General features: G+C 62.7%; 14 protein-coding genes. 6 read left to right on the top strand and 8 right to left on the bottom strand.

The genetic code is table 11. The annotated features are described in order from the left end of the window. Positions 1-11 precede the first annotated feature (11 nt). The 3 genes from AB7245_RS19700 to AB7245_RS19710 form a co-directional block, all read right to left on the bottom strand. Complete coding sequence (locus AB7245_RS19700; RefSeq protein WP_439034711.1) at positions 12-1,307, bottom strand: amino acid deaminase; 1,296 nt, start codon at positions 1,305-1,307, stop codon at positions 12-14. Between the two features lie 141 nt (positions 1,308-1,448). Continuing rightward, positions 1,449-2,291, bottom strand: a complete 843-nt coding sequence (locus AB7245_RS19705; RefSeq protein WP_439034712.1) for a metallophosphoesterase family protein — start codon at positions 2,289-2,291, stop codon at positions 1,449-1,451. Positions 2,292-2,361: 70 nt separating this feature from the next. Then, a complete protein-coding gene (locus AB7245_RS19710) occupies positions 2,362-2,976 on the bottom strand; it encodes an acriflavin resistance protein (RefSeq protein WP_439034713.1) in 615 nt (204 codons plus the stop codon). A 168-nt stretch (positions 2,977-3,144) separates the two neighbouring features. On the opposite strand from AB7245_RS19710, the gene AB7245_RS19715 reads away from it, so the two are divergent. After that, the gene (locus AB7245_RS19715) at positions 3,145-3,519 is read left to right on the top strand and encodes an MAPEG family protein (RefSeq protein ID WP_063986431.1); all 375 of its coding nucleotides are present in this window, start codon (positions 3,145-3,147) and stop codon (positions 3,517-3,519) included. A gap of 109 nt (positions 3,520-3,628) precedes the next feature. Continuing rightward, a complete protein-coding gene (locus AB7245_RS19720) occupies positions 3,629-4,927 on the top strand; it encodes an RsmB/NOP family class I SAM-dependent RNA methyltransferase (protein ID WP_439034714.1) in 1,299 nt (432 codons plus the stop codon). A 226-nt stretch (positions 4,928-5,153) separates the two neighbouring features. On the opposite strand, the gene AB7245_RS19725 is transcribed toward AB7245_RS19720, so the two are convergent. The 3 genes from AB7245_RS19725 to AB7245_RS19735 form a co-directional block, all read right to left on the bottom strand. Continuing rightward, complete coding sequence (locus AB7245_RS19725; protein ID WP_008141931.1) at positions 5,154-5,363, bottom strand: cold-shock protein; 210 nt, start codon at positions 5,361-5,363, stop codon at positions 5,154-5,156. A gap of 265 nt (positions 5,364-5,628) precedes the next feature. Beyond that, entirely contained in the window at positions 5,629-5,961 is a 333-nt protein-coding gene (locus tag AB7245_RS19730) for a DHCW motif cupin fold protein (protein WP_439034715.1), read from the bottom strand. Between the two features lie 253 nt (positions 5,962-6,214). Beyond that, entirely contained in the window at positions 6,215-6,583 is a 369-nt protein-coding gene (locus AB7245_RS19735) for a nuclear transport factor 2 family protein (RefSeq protein WP_439034716.1), read from the bottom strand. A 148-nt stretch (positions 6,584-6,731) separates the two neighbouring features. On the opposite strand from AB7245_RS19735, the gene guaA reads away from it, so the two are divergent. The 3 genes from guaA (at position 6,732) to AB7245_RS19750 (ending at position 10,926) form a co-directional block, all read left to right on the top strand. Then, the gene (gene guaA, locus AB7245_RS19740) at positions 6,732-8,330 is read left to right on the top strand and encodes a glutamine-hydrolyzing GMP synthase (RefSeq protein WP_028150935.1); all 1,599 of its coding nucleotides are present in this window, start codon (positions 6,732-6,734) and stop codon (positions 8,328-8,330) included. Between the two features lie 173 nt (positions 8,331-8,503). Beyond that, positions 8,504-10,120: a DUF262 domain-containing protein gene (locus AB7245_RS19745; protein WP_439034717.1), complete on the top strand. Its 1,617-nt coding sequence runs from the start codon at positions 8,504-8,506 to the stop codon at positions 10,118-10,120. 8 nt (positions 10,121-10,128) lie between these two features. Further along, positions 10,129-10,926, top strand: a complete 798-nt coding sequence (locus tag AB7245_RS19750) for a hypothetical protein (RefSeq protein ID WP_439034718.1) — start codon at positions 10,129-10,131, stop codon at positions 10,924-10,926. 245 nt (positions 10,927-11,171) lie between these two features. On the opposite strand, the gene AB7245_RS19755 is transcribed toward AB7245_RS19750, so the two are convergent. Then, the gene (locus AB7245_RS19755; RefSeq protein ID WP_439035744.1) at positions 11,172-11,771 is read right to left on the bottom strand and encodes an NADPH-dependent F420 reductase; all 600 of its coding nucleotides are present in this window, start codon (positions 11,769-11,771) and stop codon (positions 11,172-11,174) included. A gap of 16 nt (positions 11,772-11,787) precedes the next feature. Beyond that, positions 11,788-12,522 carry an SDR family NAD(P)-dependent oxidoreductase gene (locus AB7245_RS19760; protein ID WP_439034719.1) on the bottom strand — a complete coding sequence of 245 codons (735 nt, stop codon included), beginning with the start codon at positions 12,520-12,522 and terminating at the stop codon, positions 11,788-11,790. A 288-nt stretch (positions 12,523-12,810) separates the two neighbouring features. Here AB7245_RS19760 and AB7245_RS19765 point away from each other — a divergent pair, with 288 nt between their 5' ends. Then, a complete protein-coding gene (locus tag AB7245_RS19765; RefSeq protein WP_439034720.1) occupies positions 12,811-13,707 on the top strand; it encodes a LysR family transcriptional regulator in 897 nt (298 codons plus the stop codon). Positions 13,708-13,951: the final 244 nt, after the last annotated feature.

Consider the following 13,951-nt stretch of genomic DNA (forward strand, 5'->3'; position numbering starts at 1 on the left):
CGCGAGCCGCCTCAGCCGAACTGGGTGGGGAGGGCGCGCGTCACGACGCCGTCGGCGTCGAGGCCGAGGATGACGCGCCAGCGGTCGAGGCAGGTGCAGGGATGCGAGATGCCGAAGGCGATGACGTCGCCGACCGCAAGCGTTCCATCGGGCGCAACGGACAGGAACGCGTGCTGGTCATTGAGACGGGTGACCGACAAGGTCTCGGCGAGCCCTTGCTGCGCGACGCCGTCGCGGAAGACGCGTAGCGGCACCGGCAATCCCTGATCGAAGGAGGCATCGCGCATACCGAAGCCCGCTATCGCGAGGCTTGTCTCCGGCCGCGACAACACCTCGGCCCAAAGTGTCAACGCAGGCCGGAAACCCTCGGCCGCCGAGTGCCGCGCGCCGTCCATGACGAGACCGCCGCGCCGGTCTACTTCCGCGAAGGCTCGCGCATAGATGCCGTGATCGGCGAAGAACACGGCGCCTGAGCGCAGGAGGACGCTGGCGTTGCCGTCCGCCTGCGCGCTCGGTGCGAGCGCGCGGGCGACGACGTCGAAATAGGCCGAGCCGCCGGCGCTGATGATCAGTGGCCGGTCCGGGACAGCATGACGTACCAGCGCGAAGGCCGCGATGGTGTGCTCCATCAGCGCCGCGATCGCGCGCATCGTCTCGCCGGCATCGGGCGTTGCGACCGCGCCTTCGTAAGTGGCGACGCCGCCGAGCCGGAGGCCGTCGGCCGCAAGCACCGCGGCCATCGTCGCTTCGACCGCGGCGCGATCGCGCGCGCCGGCGCGGCCCGCACCGAGCTCGACCAGCACGGACAATTCGCGGCGGTCCGCAATCCGGGCCGCTTCAGCGAGCGCTGCGACCGCCGCCGGTGAATCCGCGAAGGCGTGAAATTCGACGTCGGGATAGGCGCCGAGCAGCGCGCCGAGCCGCCGGCCGGCCGCGAGGCCGCCGATTTCGTTGGCCAGCAGCAGGCGCCGCTCGCCGCTCGCGAGCAGCACGGCGGCCTGCTGGATGTTGGCAACCGTCGTGCCCCAGCCGCCGGCCTCGCGCAGCGACCGCGCGAGCTCCGGCGACATCGGCGTCTTGGCGTGGGGCGCAACGGCAACGCCGGCGCTATTGCACCAGCGCAGGAATAGGTCGCGATTGGCTGCGAAGGCGGCTTCATCGAGGGTGAGGGCGGGCAGAGCGAGATCGCCGCGGGAGGGCTGCCAATTCTGGCGGGCGATCTCCTCGATCGGCAGGCCATCGACCAGGGGGATGCCCCGCGTGGTCGTTGAAAGACGTTGGCTCTCCCACCGGGACAAGAACTGCATCGTCGCTCCCTCAGCGGCCCCTCGACCGCCAGGGAACGATAGGTCGAAATGACAACGTTGTCATTAGCGGATTCTAGCCAATCTTGGCGCGAATTCGATGCAGGGAGGTAATTTGGTAAGGTGTTGTGCCCGTGAATTGGGCTAGTGCTCGCCGCCCATCTGGGCGAGCAGCTCCTCGATATCGACATCGACCTGGCCCGCGGCCCTGACGTGGCGGACTTCAAGACTGTTCGGCCGGAAGCGGTACTCGACGAGCCCGACTTCCTTGATCGCGATGCGGTCCTGGCGCGCGTCGTTGATCCTGAAGCCGGCCGACGGCGCCCAGACGTGGCGGGTGTGGCGGTAGGTGAAGTCGCGCCGCTGGTGCACATGCCCGCTGGCGATGAGGCGCAGGTCCACTGTCGAGAACATCTCGATCAGGCGCGCGCGTGCCGGCTGCGGCACGTAGCGGATCGAGGTCTCCGGCGTCTCGGGGTCGTCGGGCAGGTTGAGAAACATCGGCTTGTGCACGAACAGCGCGATCGGCCTGCCGTTGATGCGCGCCATTTCCCGGGACAACCAGTCGAACTGCTCGGCCTCGAAGGCGAGCCCGGAATTCATCACCAGCGAGTTGAGGCCGATGAAGTGCCAGCCGGCCGCTTCGAACGACCAATGGTCCTCGCCGATGATGTCGCGGAATTGTTGGCGGTGCTTTTCCTCAACCGGCGGCTTGGGCGCAGGCCCGATCGCGGTCGGATTGTCGCCGATGTCGTGATTGCCGGGGAGGTAGCGGCAGGCGACGGGAAGGGCGGCGTGCCGGCTCTTGGCGAATTCGACATCGTCGCGACTTGTCGGCCCGTCGAAGGAGACGTCGCCGGTGTTGACGACGAGGTCGGGCCTATCAGCGTCGATGTGTTCGCTGACGCGATCGAAATTGGCGATCAGGCCGGGGAAGCGCCGGCCGAGATGGGTGTCGGAAATCTGCGTGAGGCGAAATTCGGACATGGGGTCAGCATACGCGTTGTCGCACGTCGGAACGATGACGGCGCGCGCATGCATCGCCATGAAACAAAGTTTAAAGCACGCGATATCGGATCGTGTAGGCGTCCTGCGGAGCGACGCTGCCGGTGGCCGGCGAGGCGATGCGGTCGGCGAGGTGCCAGGGTCCGAACTGCTCGGACCGGTGCGGTTCGGCGGGCAGGCGGAGGCGGAATTCAAAGGTGCCCTTGCCGGGCAGGTTCACGACCAGCACGCGGTCGGCGGTGCGGTGGTTGAGCGCCACGGCGCCGCGCAGCACGGAGCGGCCATCGCCGAGTTCGCGCACGCCGTCGACCAGCGCCAGCGTCTGGTTGCGGTCGGTGTGCAGCTCGATCTGGCTGTCGGTCACCGCCGTGAGCGTTTCCCTGGGCATCCGGATCTCGAACTCGACCGCCGGCTTGGAGGGATTGAGGCCAAGATAGGCCAGCGCGGCGTGGCGCATGTCGTAGGCGGCGAAGCCGAACAGGGCGAGGGCGGCCAGAGTGGTGAGGCCATGCCTGACGACGTCGCGCCAGCTCCGGTAGCCCAGGCGGAAGTACACCGTCATCGCCAGCGCCACCGCGAGCGCCGCCGCCATGCCTGATAGCGCGGACATCAGGATGCCGAGCCGGCCGTCCGCGGATTCGGTCAAAAGGCTGGAGAGGGTGTTCATGTCAGTCTCTTGGCGCTAGCTCGCCTTGCGGCCTCAAGGGGCCGAAATCGCTTTAACTATCGGCCTTTGGTCGCGGGACCGGGAACACCGGTTCAACTCGTTGATTGTCAGCGCCAGCAGTCGCGGCTAATGACGGTCCGCGGTGTTCCGCCTTACGGGAAAGTTCCGATGTCCATCCAAATGGTTTTGCTGCCTGTCTTCGTGCAGGTCGGTCTCACCTTCGCACTCCTGATCGGAATGGTACTGGCGCGCCGGCGCTCGCTGGTCTCCGGCGAGACCAAGAGCCGCGACATTGCGCTGGGCGAGCAGTTCGAATTGCCGGTGCTGTTCTACGCGCTGATCGCCCTGGCGCTGCCCTTGCGCCATGCCGATCTCTTCATCGTGCTGATGTCCTGGGTGTTCGTGGTGACGCGCTTTGCCCATGCCGGCGTGTTCGTCTCCTCCAACGATCCCGGCCGGCGCTCCACGATCTGGCTCGCGGGCGTGCTTGTGCTGCTCGCGATGTGGATCTACTTCGCGCTGAAGATGCTGTTGTTGATCTGATGCACGCATGATCCGGACCCGGAGGGCCGCGTTAGCGCAAAGTGGATACCGGTTTTCCGACAAGATCAGCGCAAAACAAAAATTGCCATTCCTGACCTGAAAGATTCAAATGACTCCCGCTGCCCGGCTGTCCGCAGCCATCGAACTGATCGACACCATCGAGAAGGACCGCGTGCCCGCCGCCAAGGCGCTGAAGGAGTGGGGCACCGCGCACCGCTTCGCCGGCTCCGGCGACCGCGCCGCCATCGCGGGCCTCGTCTGGGACGTGCTGCGCCGCTATGCCTCGAGCGCCTTCCTGATGGACGCCGATACCGCGCGCGCCCGGCTGATCGGCATGCTCCGCCTCGAGCGCAACATGGACGCGGCCACCATGGGCGCGCTGTTCGACGGCAGCCGGTTTGCACCGGCGCCGCTGACCGAGGCCGAGCAGGCCGCGCTGGCCTCGCGTTCCCTCAAGGACGCGCCGGCTGCGATCGCCGGCGACTATCCGGACTGGCTCGACCCGTACTTTGCGAAAGTGTTTGGCGAGGAGCGCGCCGCGGAGGCGGCTGCGATGGCGAGCCGGGCGCCGCTCGATTTGCGCGTCAACACGCTAAAATCCAATCGCGACAAGGTGCTGCGCGGGCTTGCTCATCTTCATGCGGAACCGACGCCATGGTCCGCAAACGGCCTGCGCATCGAGCTTTCGGCCGATGCACGCAACCCCGGCCTCCAGGCCGAGGAGGATTTCATCAAGGGCGCGGTTGAAGTTCAGGATGAGGGATCGCAGCTTGCGGCCAGCTTCACCGCGGCAAAACCCGGCGAGCAGGTGATCGATCTCTGCGCCGGCGCCGGCGGCAAGACGCTGGCGCTCGCGGCCATGATGCAGGGCAAGGGCCGGCTGATCGCCACCGACAGCGACAAGCGCCAGCTTGCCCCGATCCACGAGCGCCTGTCGCGCGCCGGCGTCCACAATGCCGATGTCCGCACGCCCAAGGGCGAGGCCGATCCACTGGCCGACATCAGCGGCACCGCCGACCTCGTCGTGATCGATGCGCCCTGCACGGGAACCGGCACCTGGCGCCGCAACCCCGACGCCAAATGGCGCATGCGCCCCGGCGCGCTGGAGATCCGCCTGCGCGACCAGGCCGAGGTGCTGGAGCGCGCCGTGCCGCTGGTCAAGGTCGGCGGGCGCATCGCCTACATCACCTGCTCGGTGCTGGCGGAAGAGAACGGCGAGCAGGTGAGGGCGTTCGTGGGGCGCCATCCCGAGTTCGCCGTCGTGCCGCCCGAGCAGACCGCAAGCGTGCTCTGGGACAAGGCGGAGGATTTCGCAAAGGCCGCGCTGCAGTCGGATGAAGGCTGGCTGATGACGCCGCGGCGAACGGGGACGGACGGGTTCTTCGTCTCGGTGTTGAAGAAGACGTAGCTCTCGTAGTGACCCTCGTAGGGTGGGCAAAGCGAAGCGTGCCCACCATTCGCAGTGTGAAAGATGGTGGGCACGGCGCGCGAAGAGCGCGCCTTTGCCCACCCTACGGCACCGCGTGTGCCGCGCCGCAGTTCCCCCAAAACAAAAACCCCGCGAACCGAAGCTCGCGGGGCTTTCTAACTCGACGTTCTGCCGGTACGTCCGTGGTCAGAACGGTGCGTGGGCGTTAGCCGACGCGGAGATTGTCAGCCGACGACTTGCCGCTGCGGCGGTCGGCGACGATGTCGAACGAGACCTTCTGACCCTCGTTGAGGGAGGAGAGGCCAGCGCGCTCGACGGCGCTGATGTGAACGAACACGTCCTTCTGGCCGTCATCCGGCTGGATGAAACCATAACCCTTTTGGGTGTTGAACCACTTCACGGTGCCCATAGCCATGGGAATTTCCTTTAGTTAGTTAGAGAGGATACGCACGTGGACCGGTACGCGAAATTGCGCCCATGATCCTGTTCAGTCGATGTTTGGGGAAGTCATCTGAAGCGTGCGCGCCCGTCTGCAACGAAGCGAAGCGGCCCAGTCGTTCGGCCAAGTATCGATGATCACAATATAGCGAGAATTTGGGGCTACTTCAAGGCACCACCCGTGGGCCGGCATGTGGCGCGGCTTTGCTATTTTGCGGTGCAAATGAGCCGCCCGACAGCCCTCAATCCACGATGAAAAGCGTCGCCCCCGTGGCCGTCGAGGACCGGTGCGCGGCGTCGCCGAAGTCCGAGACCTGGTAGCTCATCCCCGCGATGAGCTTGAATTTCCGCCCGTCGCGCAGCTCGCTGTCGAGCTCGCCTTCGAGCACGTAGAGCACGTGGCCGCGGTCGCACCAATGGTCGGCGAGATAGCCCGGCGAATACTCGACCATCCGCACCCGGAGATCGCCGATGTTGAGCGTCCGCCACTTGGCCTGCCCGGTCTCGCCGGGATGCGTGGTGGCCTCGACCTTGCTCCAGTCTGTGACGGTGAAGGGGGAGGCGGGGAGTTTCATGGGGAATCCTATGTCAGAGCCGGCGGGCGCAGTGTTAGCGCACGCCCGTCCGGCAGTCTCCGTCATCGTGAGCGATACTCGGTGTCATCGCCCGACTTGATCGGGCGATCCAGTATTCCAGAGGCCGCGCTGTGATGCGGAGAAGCCGCGGCGTACTGGATTCCCCGCTTGCGCGGGGAATGACAGCGGTGGGCGAGGCGGCACCGTCTGCACACGATAAGCGCGTGGCCGACAGCAATGCGCGCAAGCGTCACTACGCCAAATGGTTCGCCGACCCCTGCACAATCAGCCCCGCTGCATTCACCCGCAGATACTCGCAGATCTTCTTCCCCCGCTCGTTCTCGTAAAACACCACGACGCTATCAGGGCTGACGAACAGGTCGATCAGCGCAAAATGCAGCTCCGGCAGCAGGGCGAGCGCCTTGCCCCAATACGCCCGCAACGCGTCCTTGCCGCGCACGGTGCCGCTGGCATCGAACCTCATCGCGGGGATGCGGTCCGAGGTCATCACGGTGTCCTCGGCGTAGAGCGTCAGCACGCGCTCGAGATCGCGCGCGTTCCAGGCCTCGAGCCAGGTCCGGCCGAGCGCGGCAAGCGTCGATGGCTGATGGTGCTGTGGCATGGCGTTCTCCCTGATTGCCCCCTGTTTGGCGTGAGGGCATATTAGGTTAATAGTACTTACCTATATCCATTTGTCCATGCCCAAAGAAGAATGTGGGCGCGCGCATCGCGCGGTTGCGGGCAGGGGCACGGTCGCGTATTTGCTGGCCATGACAGCAGCACAGAACGACCGCTCCGCGTCGACGCCCTCCGTGGCCTCGGCGCACGACAAGATTCTCATCGTCGACTTCGGCAGCCAGGTGACGCAGCTGATCGCGCGTCGCGTGCGCGAGGACGGCGTCTATTGCGAGATCGTCCCGTTCAACAAGGCCGAAGAAGCCTTCAAGGAGATGAAGCCGAAAGCGGTGATCCTCTCCGGCGGCCCCGAGTCGGTGCATGAGGCCGGCTCGCCCCGCGCTCCGCAACTGATCTTCGCCTCCGGCGTGCCGGTGCTCGGCATCTGCTACGGCCAGATGACCATGGCGGAGCAGCTCGGCGGCACCGTCGAGGGCGGCCATCACCGCGAATTCGGCCGCGCCGATGTCGAAGTGAAGGCGCCGAGCAAGCTGTTCGAGGACGTCTGGTCGCCGGGCGGCAAGAACCAGGTCTGGATGAGCCATGGCGATCGCATCACAAAAATGCCGCCGGGCTTCTCGGTGGCCGGTACCTCGCCGAACGCGCCGTTCGCGATCATCCAGGACGAGACGCGCAAGTACTACGGCCTGATGTTCCACCCCGAAGTGGTGCACACGCCCGACGGCGCAAAACTGATCCGCAATTTCGTCCGCAAGATCGCCGGCCTCTCCGGCGACTGGACCATGCGCGCCTTCCGCGAGGAGGAGATCGCGAAGATCCGCGCCCAGGTCGGCAAGGGCAAGGTGCTCTGCGGCCTCTCCGGCGGTGTCGATTCGGCCGTCGCGGCCGTGCTGATCCACGAAGCCATCGGCGACCAGCTCACCTGCGTGTTCGTCGATCACGGCATGCTGCGCCTCGACGAAGCCAAGACCGTGGTCGATTTGTTCCGCCACCACTACAACATCCCGCTCGTGCACGTGGATGCCTCCAAGCAGTTCCTCGGCGAGCTCGAAGGCGTCACCGATCCCGAAACCAAGCGCAAGACCATCGGACGCCTCTTCATCGAGGTGTTCGAAGCGGAAGCCAAGAAGATCGGCGGCGCCGACTTCCTCGCGCAAGGCACGCTCTACCCCGACGTGATCGAGAGCGTCTCCTTCACCGGCGGCCCCTCGGTGACGATCAAGTCGCACCACAATGTCGGCGGTCTGCCTGAGCGCATGAACATGAAGCTCGTCGAGCCCCTGCGCGAGCTGTTCAAGGACGAGGTGCGCAAGCTCGGCCGCGAGCTCGGCCTGCCCGAAATCTTCGTCGGCCGCCACCCGTTCCCGGGCCCCGGCCTCGCCATCCGCTGCCCCGGCGACATCACCCGCGACAAGCTCGACATCCTGCGCAAGGCCGATGCCGTCTACATCGACCAGATCCGCAAGCACGGCCTCTACGACGACATCTGGCAGGCTTTTGCGGTGCTGCTTCCCGTCAAGACGGTGGGCGTCATGGGCGACGGCCGCACCTACGACTACGTCGTCGGCCTCCGCGCCGTCACCTCCACCGACGGCATGACCGCGGACTTCTATCAGTTCGACATGAAGTTTTTGGGCGAGACGGCGACGCGCATCATCAACGAGGTGAAGGGCGTGAACCGGGTGGTGTACGACGTGACCAGCAAGCCGCCTGGGACGATTGAGTGGGAGTAGCTCCAGACAAGATCGTCAGCCGAGACAAAGTACGCGCAGCGCGAGAAGTTTTTGCCAGTGCTAACTTTGGCTTGCGCCGAGCGCTATAGTGTCCCAGACTTCGGTGGTCAAAGTAGATCAGGGCGGACCTTGTCCCTAGACAATTCGCATTTGCTTAGCTGGGAACCAAGCCATTGCAGACCCCCCTCAACGCTTCCGCAAGCACTGCCGGAGCGTTACTCTCAGGCTCGATCTTTGAAGTACCGCAGTTTCAGCGGGAGTACTCTTGGGAGGAAGATGAGGTTGAGGAGTTCTGGAATGACCTGAGTAACGGTCTTGACTCAGATTCTTATTTCCTTGGCCTTGTGATTCTGACGGAAGAGGTTGGGAGAAAGCACGTTGTTGATGGTCAGCAGCGTCTGATTACCTTGAGCTTGCTTGCAAATGCGATCTATTTTGAGGCTCATGCCCGCGGGCGAATAGCGCTTGCCGACCGCATTCGCGCGGACTTTCTTAAATCTATAGACTACGATTCTGACGAAACGAATCCTCGCGTTGTGCTCTCAGATGAGTCCGACAACAAAACCTTCCAAGCGATTTTAGAGAGCGGAGAAGTCTCTGATCAGGAAGGGGACGAGGGGTCTGTCTCGCGGCGCCTCGCGCAATCCTACAATTTCTTGAAGACGAAGCTGCAGGAAGATCTAACGAGCGATCCCTTTAAGCGGCTCGGTAAGTGGACAGAGTTTCTGACCCACAGAGTATATTTCGCCGTCTTTATTCATCCTGATCCCACGTCAGCCTATCAGGTTTACGAAGTGATCAATACTCGGGGCAAGGAATTAACGACAGCAGATCTTCTCAAGAACTATATTTTGAGCCAAACGCCTCCGCCGCAAAGAAGATCTCGTTATCGTGAGTGGCAACGGATTTCAGGGCAATTCTCGCAAGAATCGTCGAGCACGTTTGTTCAATACATACGTCACTCTGTTACGGTTCAAAGTGGTCACATACTCCCCAAAGACCTGTTTGGCTTTCTCGCCAATCGAGTGAGGCATCAGGGAAAGAAGCCGCCGACCCCTGACGAGCTTGTGCGCTTGCTCAAGCGATATTTGCCGATCTATTTGCAGATGGTTGACCCTACCTCGGCCGGACCTGCTGATCTGGAAGCGCTTAAGGTATTCTCTGCATTGAACGCGCTAAGCGTGATTGCGGTTCGACCAATCTTGCTCGCGATAGCGAGCACAAAGGATCCGCTAAAGGGTATGGAGTATGTCCTCCGACTGGTGGTGAGGAGAATAGTCGTTGGAAACCTAGGTACTGGTAACGTCGAGAGGCGTTTCGGCGAAGCGGCGCGAAAGGTCTATGAGGCAAAGACCTGGACAGTTCTTGTGGATGACCTCAAGGACCTCAATCCTTCGAAGGAAGACTTTGTCAATCAGGTGGAGCGGCGCTCATTCAACAAAGGCGTTCTGGGTTTCCTTAGGCGTTCAGTGCTTGCAGAGACCATTACGCCGGACGAGTTCGGTGTGTTGCATTTTGTAAGACCAAGATCGAGTGCCGAGTGGGACGGAATGAGTGAGGAGGACGGCGCGTTTTGGGGGGCGACGATCGGTAACACCTTTGTCTCTGATTTAGAGCGACGGCCGAAGGGTGCTGCAGATTGGGAGGGATTCAAGCAACACATGCTTCCACATGCGGTGCCCACTGAATGGCGGGCTCGCCTTAAGCGCATAGAGGATTGGGACGCCGCAGCAGTCGAGGCTTTAGGTAAAGAATTGGCTCGATCGGCCGGCAAGATTTGGTACCCGTAGAGCGATCTATGGATCAAGCAGACCTCCAGCAGCGTCTAATAAGCGTACTAGATCGACAAGTTGCATGCGATTCGCTCAATGCACTTGTATCGGCGATGAAGCCTGATCCAGCGACGGTCGCTCTAGAGAAAACCGCTATTGGGCTGGACGCAAACGTGTTTCTGCGCCTGGCGAGCCATGCCAAAAGTGCTGACATAATCGACTATTTGGGGTCTCGACACGCTGCTCCTCTGATTCTTCCTGGGCAGGCCATACAAGAGTTCTGGAATAACCAGTTGCAGGTTGTTGACACCGTTGCTGCGACATTGCGCAGGCAATTCGATAGCTTCAAATCCTCGCTCGCAAGGGTTGATTCGAATTTTGGGAATTACGTCGAGCAGATTGACGGTCTTCTTGATCAATTTAGCGTCGAGCATGGTCATGTCTATGACGAAGCGACAGTTCGAAGAACTCTGTCGCTCTTGGAGGCTCTGACCAGAAAGGCGTCGGTGTCATACGCGCCGCGGGCGCCATTTCATGACATCGGTATTCTTAGGAAGAAGACCAAGACTCCTCCGGGGTTCCGAGATGACGGAGATGGCGACTTCTACATCTGGGTCGACCTGCTGATCGGTCTTCTCCAGGCTCAGCTTGACGGAGGCGACTATCAGCGAGCCGTTTTGGTCTCGCTTGATAAAAAGGTGGATTGGAGTCGCGCCGGTATAGCGCATCCGATTTTAGTAGCGGAGGTTCGCGCCTTACTACAGGTTCCTTTTGAAATTTGGACGATTGACAGATTGGCCAGGGAAATTGCGCTGGTTGCCTAAGCAGCGCGATTTCCCCCTCGCGCTCCGCCCCAAATGGATTTCTCCGTCGCGTTGATCAGCCCGCTGGGGACGGATCGTGCGAACTCTTTAGCCGATGGAGTTCTCACTGTTTGTCATTGGTATCGGGTTACGGTGACAATGCATTCAACTATCGCTCGCCAAAAAAGATTTGCGAGTTGAATGCACCGCAATTCGCCGTTTTTAGAATTCTACCTCTCGGGCCAAATCACACGGTCCTAGACCGATCACTGCTCCGTCCTGAACAAATCCTGGAAGATCAGCTGGCCCCAGACGCGGCCGCGTGCGTGCACCAGTGCGCCACCCTCGTTGAGCTTTCCCAGCTTGACGGGTGCGAACCCGAGTTGTTTGGCCAAGGCCGCCACGGGAGCGGTCGCGTCGTCGTCGTCACCAGACAGAAAGACGACGCGGTGGCCGCCCTCGACGACCGGATCGGCCGCCAGGGTGGCCGCAACCAAATGATTGAAAGCTTTCACGAGCCTGGCGCCGGTGAACGCCTTCGCGACGAAGGCGGAGGAGGGGAGACCGTCCAGCTCCTCGACGGGAACCAACACGTTCATCGCGTCGATGATCGTCTTGCCTTTCCAACTCGGCAGGGCCTTCGCAACCTCGCGATGCTCCCCGAACGGGACCGCCAGGATGATCGTGTCGGACTCGAGCGCATCCTGCAGCGACTTGGCGACGACCGTGGGGCCAATCGCCCGAGCCTGCGGCGCCAACGCCTCGGGCGGCCGGCGGCTTGCGACTGTTACCTCGATGTTCTTGCGGGCGAAGGCGCGGGCGAGGGCCTGGCCTACCTTGCCGAATCCTATAATTGCGTAGCTCATCATGTTTCTCCGATTTTCAGATGGCCGAGAAGCCGCCGTCGACGGACAACTCCACCCCGTTCACGAAGCTCGAATCGTCCGAAGCAAGAAACAGCGCGACCGCCGCAATTTCCTCAGGACGACCCATCTTTCCCCGCGGGATCAGGGATTCGAACATCCGCTTCGCCTCCTCGGTGAGAACCTGGTCCTGCATCGGTGTGGCGATCGGCCCCGGGCTCAGCACGTTCACCCGGATATTCCTGCCCTTCAGTTCGTTGAGCCAGGTGCGTGCGAATGAGCGCAGCGCCGCCTTGCTCGCCGCATACACGCCGTAACCAGGAAAACCTTTCACCGACGCGACTGAGCCGGTCATGAAGATCGATCCGCCATCGCGAAACAGCGGCAACGCCTTCTGAACCGTGAACAGCGTGCCGCGCGTATTCAGGCCGAAGGCCGCATCGAAATGCTGCTCGGTAATCTCGCCCAGTGAGACGGCTTCGCCCATGCCGGCGCTCGCGTACAGGACGTCGATCCTGCCCTTGTCCCGCTTGACCGTGTCGAACAGACGGTCGAGGTCGTCGAGATTGGCCGCGTCGCCGCGCACGCCGGTCACGTTCCGGCCGATCAGCCTGACGGCCTCGTCGAGCACCTCCTGCCTCCGGCCCGTGATGAAGACATACGCGCCTTCTTCAACGAACCGCTTGGCGCTCGCCAGCGCCATGCCGCTCGATCCACCCGTGACGACTGCAACCTTACCGTCCAGCTTACCCATGATTTTTCCTTCAGACTCCGTCTTGACCGATCGGAGAGGTTCCCCGTGGACCTCGACATAGGTCCGGCGGCGTCAGGCGTTGAGTGCGGAAGCGCGCACATCGGTGGTGCGAAATCGATCCGGCTGGACGATTGACGTCAGCCGCGACGATCGCTGTCCGCCGTTCGGAATTGGGCCGCGCTTGTCGGCATGGGCTATGATCACCGCCCGTGCTACCTACATACGAGATCTGTTCGAGTGTTGGACACGGGCTTTGGAAGGCGCACCCCGGCGGTGCCGGATTGCACCATGATCGACTGGGATGACGTTCGCTATTTTCTTGCCGTCGCGCGTGGAGGCTCGGTGCGAGCCGCCGCCGAGCGCCTCGGGGTGAACCATTCGACCGTGCTGCGACGCGTCGCCCAACTGGAGGAGCGGCTCGGGGCGCTCATGTTCGAGAAGCTGCCTTCGGGTTACCGCCTGACGGCTGCGGGCGAGGAGGTCCTCGAGCTCGCGGACCAGATGGAAGCGTCGTCGCACCAGCTGGAGACGCGCGTCTTCGGCCGCGACCAGGGCGTGCGCGGGCTTCTGCGGGTGACGCTGGCACCGCCGCTGGCGACACACCTGCTCATGCCTGATTTCGCCGATTTCGCGCGTCTGCATCCGGACATCGAGATGGACATCCTGTCGTTCGGTGAGCTGGCAAATCTGACCAACCGAGAGGCCGACGTCGCGATCCGCGTCGTCTACGACCGCAAAACCCTGCCGCTCAATCTTCACGGCGTGAAGGGACCGGAGCTGTTTGGCGGCGTCTACATGTCCAGGGATCGACTAGCCGCGTGGCGTGCGGGCGTGCCTGATCCCATCCGGTGGATCGTCATCAGCATTCATGGAATTCCGGATTGGGCCAGCGAGGGTGAGGTTTGCACCGCCGAGGTTCCGTTCAGGGTCACAGATGCCGGGGCGCAGATCGTTGCTGTACGGCAGGGGCTCGGGATCACGACGCTGCCGTGCTTCGTCGGAGATGCCGACCCCCTGCTGGTGAGGGTGCCGGGCACCGACCTGCACATGTACGGAACGCTCTGGCTTCTCACGCAGGGGGAGACACGCAAGACGAAGCGCGTGCGGATCTTCACCGAGTTCGTGTCCCGCAGGCTCGCCGCGTACGCTCCGCTTCTCGCGGGGCTGTCCATATCGGGCGACTGATGTGCGTCAGGCCGCCGGCGACGCTTGCCGCAATCCGGTCGGAAGCCGAGCTGCGATCGCTTGAAGCGGCGTCGTTCAATCCGCGAAATGTTGCGCCGTATCGCAACCGGATGCGAATGTCGCAGAACGGTCAGAAGCGGTCCTTGCCGAGACCGTCGACAGGTCAGCTGCATTTCGATATTTCTGTGATGAAGCCGTCGCTGCCGACATGTTGGCAAGCCAGGCCTTGAAGAAATACACCGCC

Origin of the sequence: Bradyrhizobium sp. 604_D8_N2_3, from assembly GCF_051810765.1 — a bacterium.
Taxonomy (GTDB): domain Bacteria; phylum Pseudomonadota; class Alphaproteobacteria; order Rhizobiales; family Xanthobacteraceae; genus Bradyrhizobium; species Bradyrhizobium barranii.

What these genes read in the sequence shown, in the direction of transcription:
- guaA (WP_028150935.1), top strand. Translation starts at nt 6,732, where the DNA reads ATGACAGCAGCACAGAACGACCGCTCCGCGTCGACGCCCTCCGTGGCC.
- AB7245_RS19705 (WP_439034712.1), bottom strand. Translation starts at nt 2,291, where the DNA reads ATGTCCGAATTTCGCCTCACGCAGATTTCCGACACCCATCTCGGCCGG.
- AB7245_RS19700 (WP_439034711.1), bottom strand. Translation starts at nt 1,307, where the DNA reads ATGCAGTTCTTGTCCCGGTGGGAGAGCCAACGTCTTTCAACGACCACG.
- AB7245_RS19755 (WP_439035744.1), bottom strand. Translation starts at nt 11,771, where the DNA reads ATGAGCTACGCAATTATAGGATTCGGCAAGGTAGGCCAGGCCCTCGCC.
- AB7245_RS19725 (WP_008141931.1), bottom strand. Translation starts at nt 5,363, where the DNA reads ATGGCTATGGGCACCGTGAAGTGGTTCAACACCCAAAAGGGTTATGGT.
- AB7245_RS19735 (WP_439034716.1), bottom strand. Translation starts at nt 6,583, where the DNA reads ATGCCACAGCACCATCAGCCATCGACGCTTGCCGCGCTCGGCCGGACC.
- AB7245_RS19730 (WP_439034715.1), bottom strand. Translation starts at nt 5,961, where the DNA reads ATGAAACTCCCCGCCTCCCCCTTCACCGTCACAGACTGGAGCAAGGTC.
- AB7245_RS19765 (WP_439034720.1), top strand. Translation starts at nt 12,811, where the DNA reads ATGATCGACTGGGATGACGTTCGCTATTTTCTTGCCGTCGCGCGTGGA.
- AB7245_RS19720 (WP_439034714.1), top strand. Translation starts at nt 3,629, where the DNA reads ATGACTCCCGCTGCCCGGCTGTCCGCAGCCATCGAACTGATCGACACC.
- AB7245_RS19710 (WP_439034713.1), bottom strand. Translation starts at nt 2,976, where the DNA reads ATGAACACCCTCTCCAGCCTTTTGACCGAATCCGCGGACGGCCGGCTC.
- AB7245_RS19750 (WP_439034718.1), top strand. Translation starts at nt 10,129, where the DNA reads ATGGATCAAGCAGACCTCCAGCAGCGTCTAATAAGCGTACTAGATCGA.
- AB7245_RS19760 (WP_439034719.1), bottom strand. Translation starts at nt 12,522, where the DNA reads ATGGGTAAGCTGGACGGTAAGGTTGCAGTCGTCACGGGTGGATCGAGC.
- AB7245_RS19715 (WP_063986431.1), top strand. Translation starts at nt 3,145, where the DNA reads ATGTCCATCCAAATGGTTTTGCTGCCTGTCTTCGTGCAGGTCGGTCTC.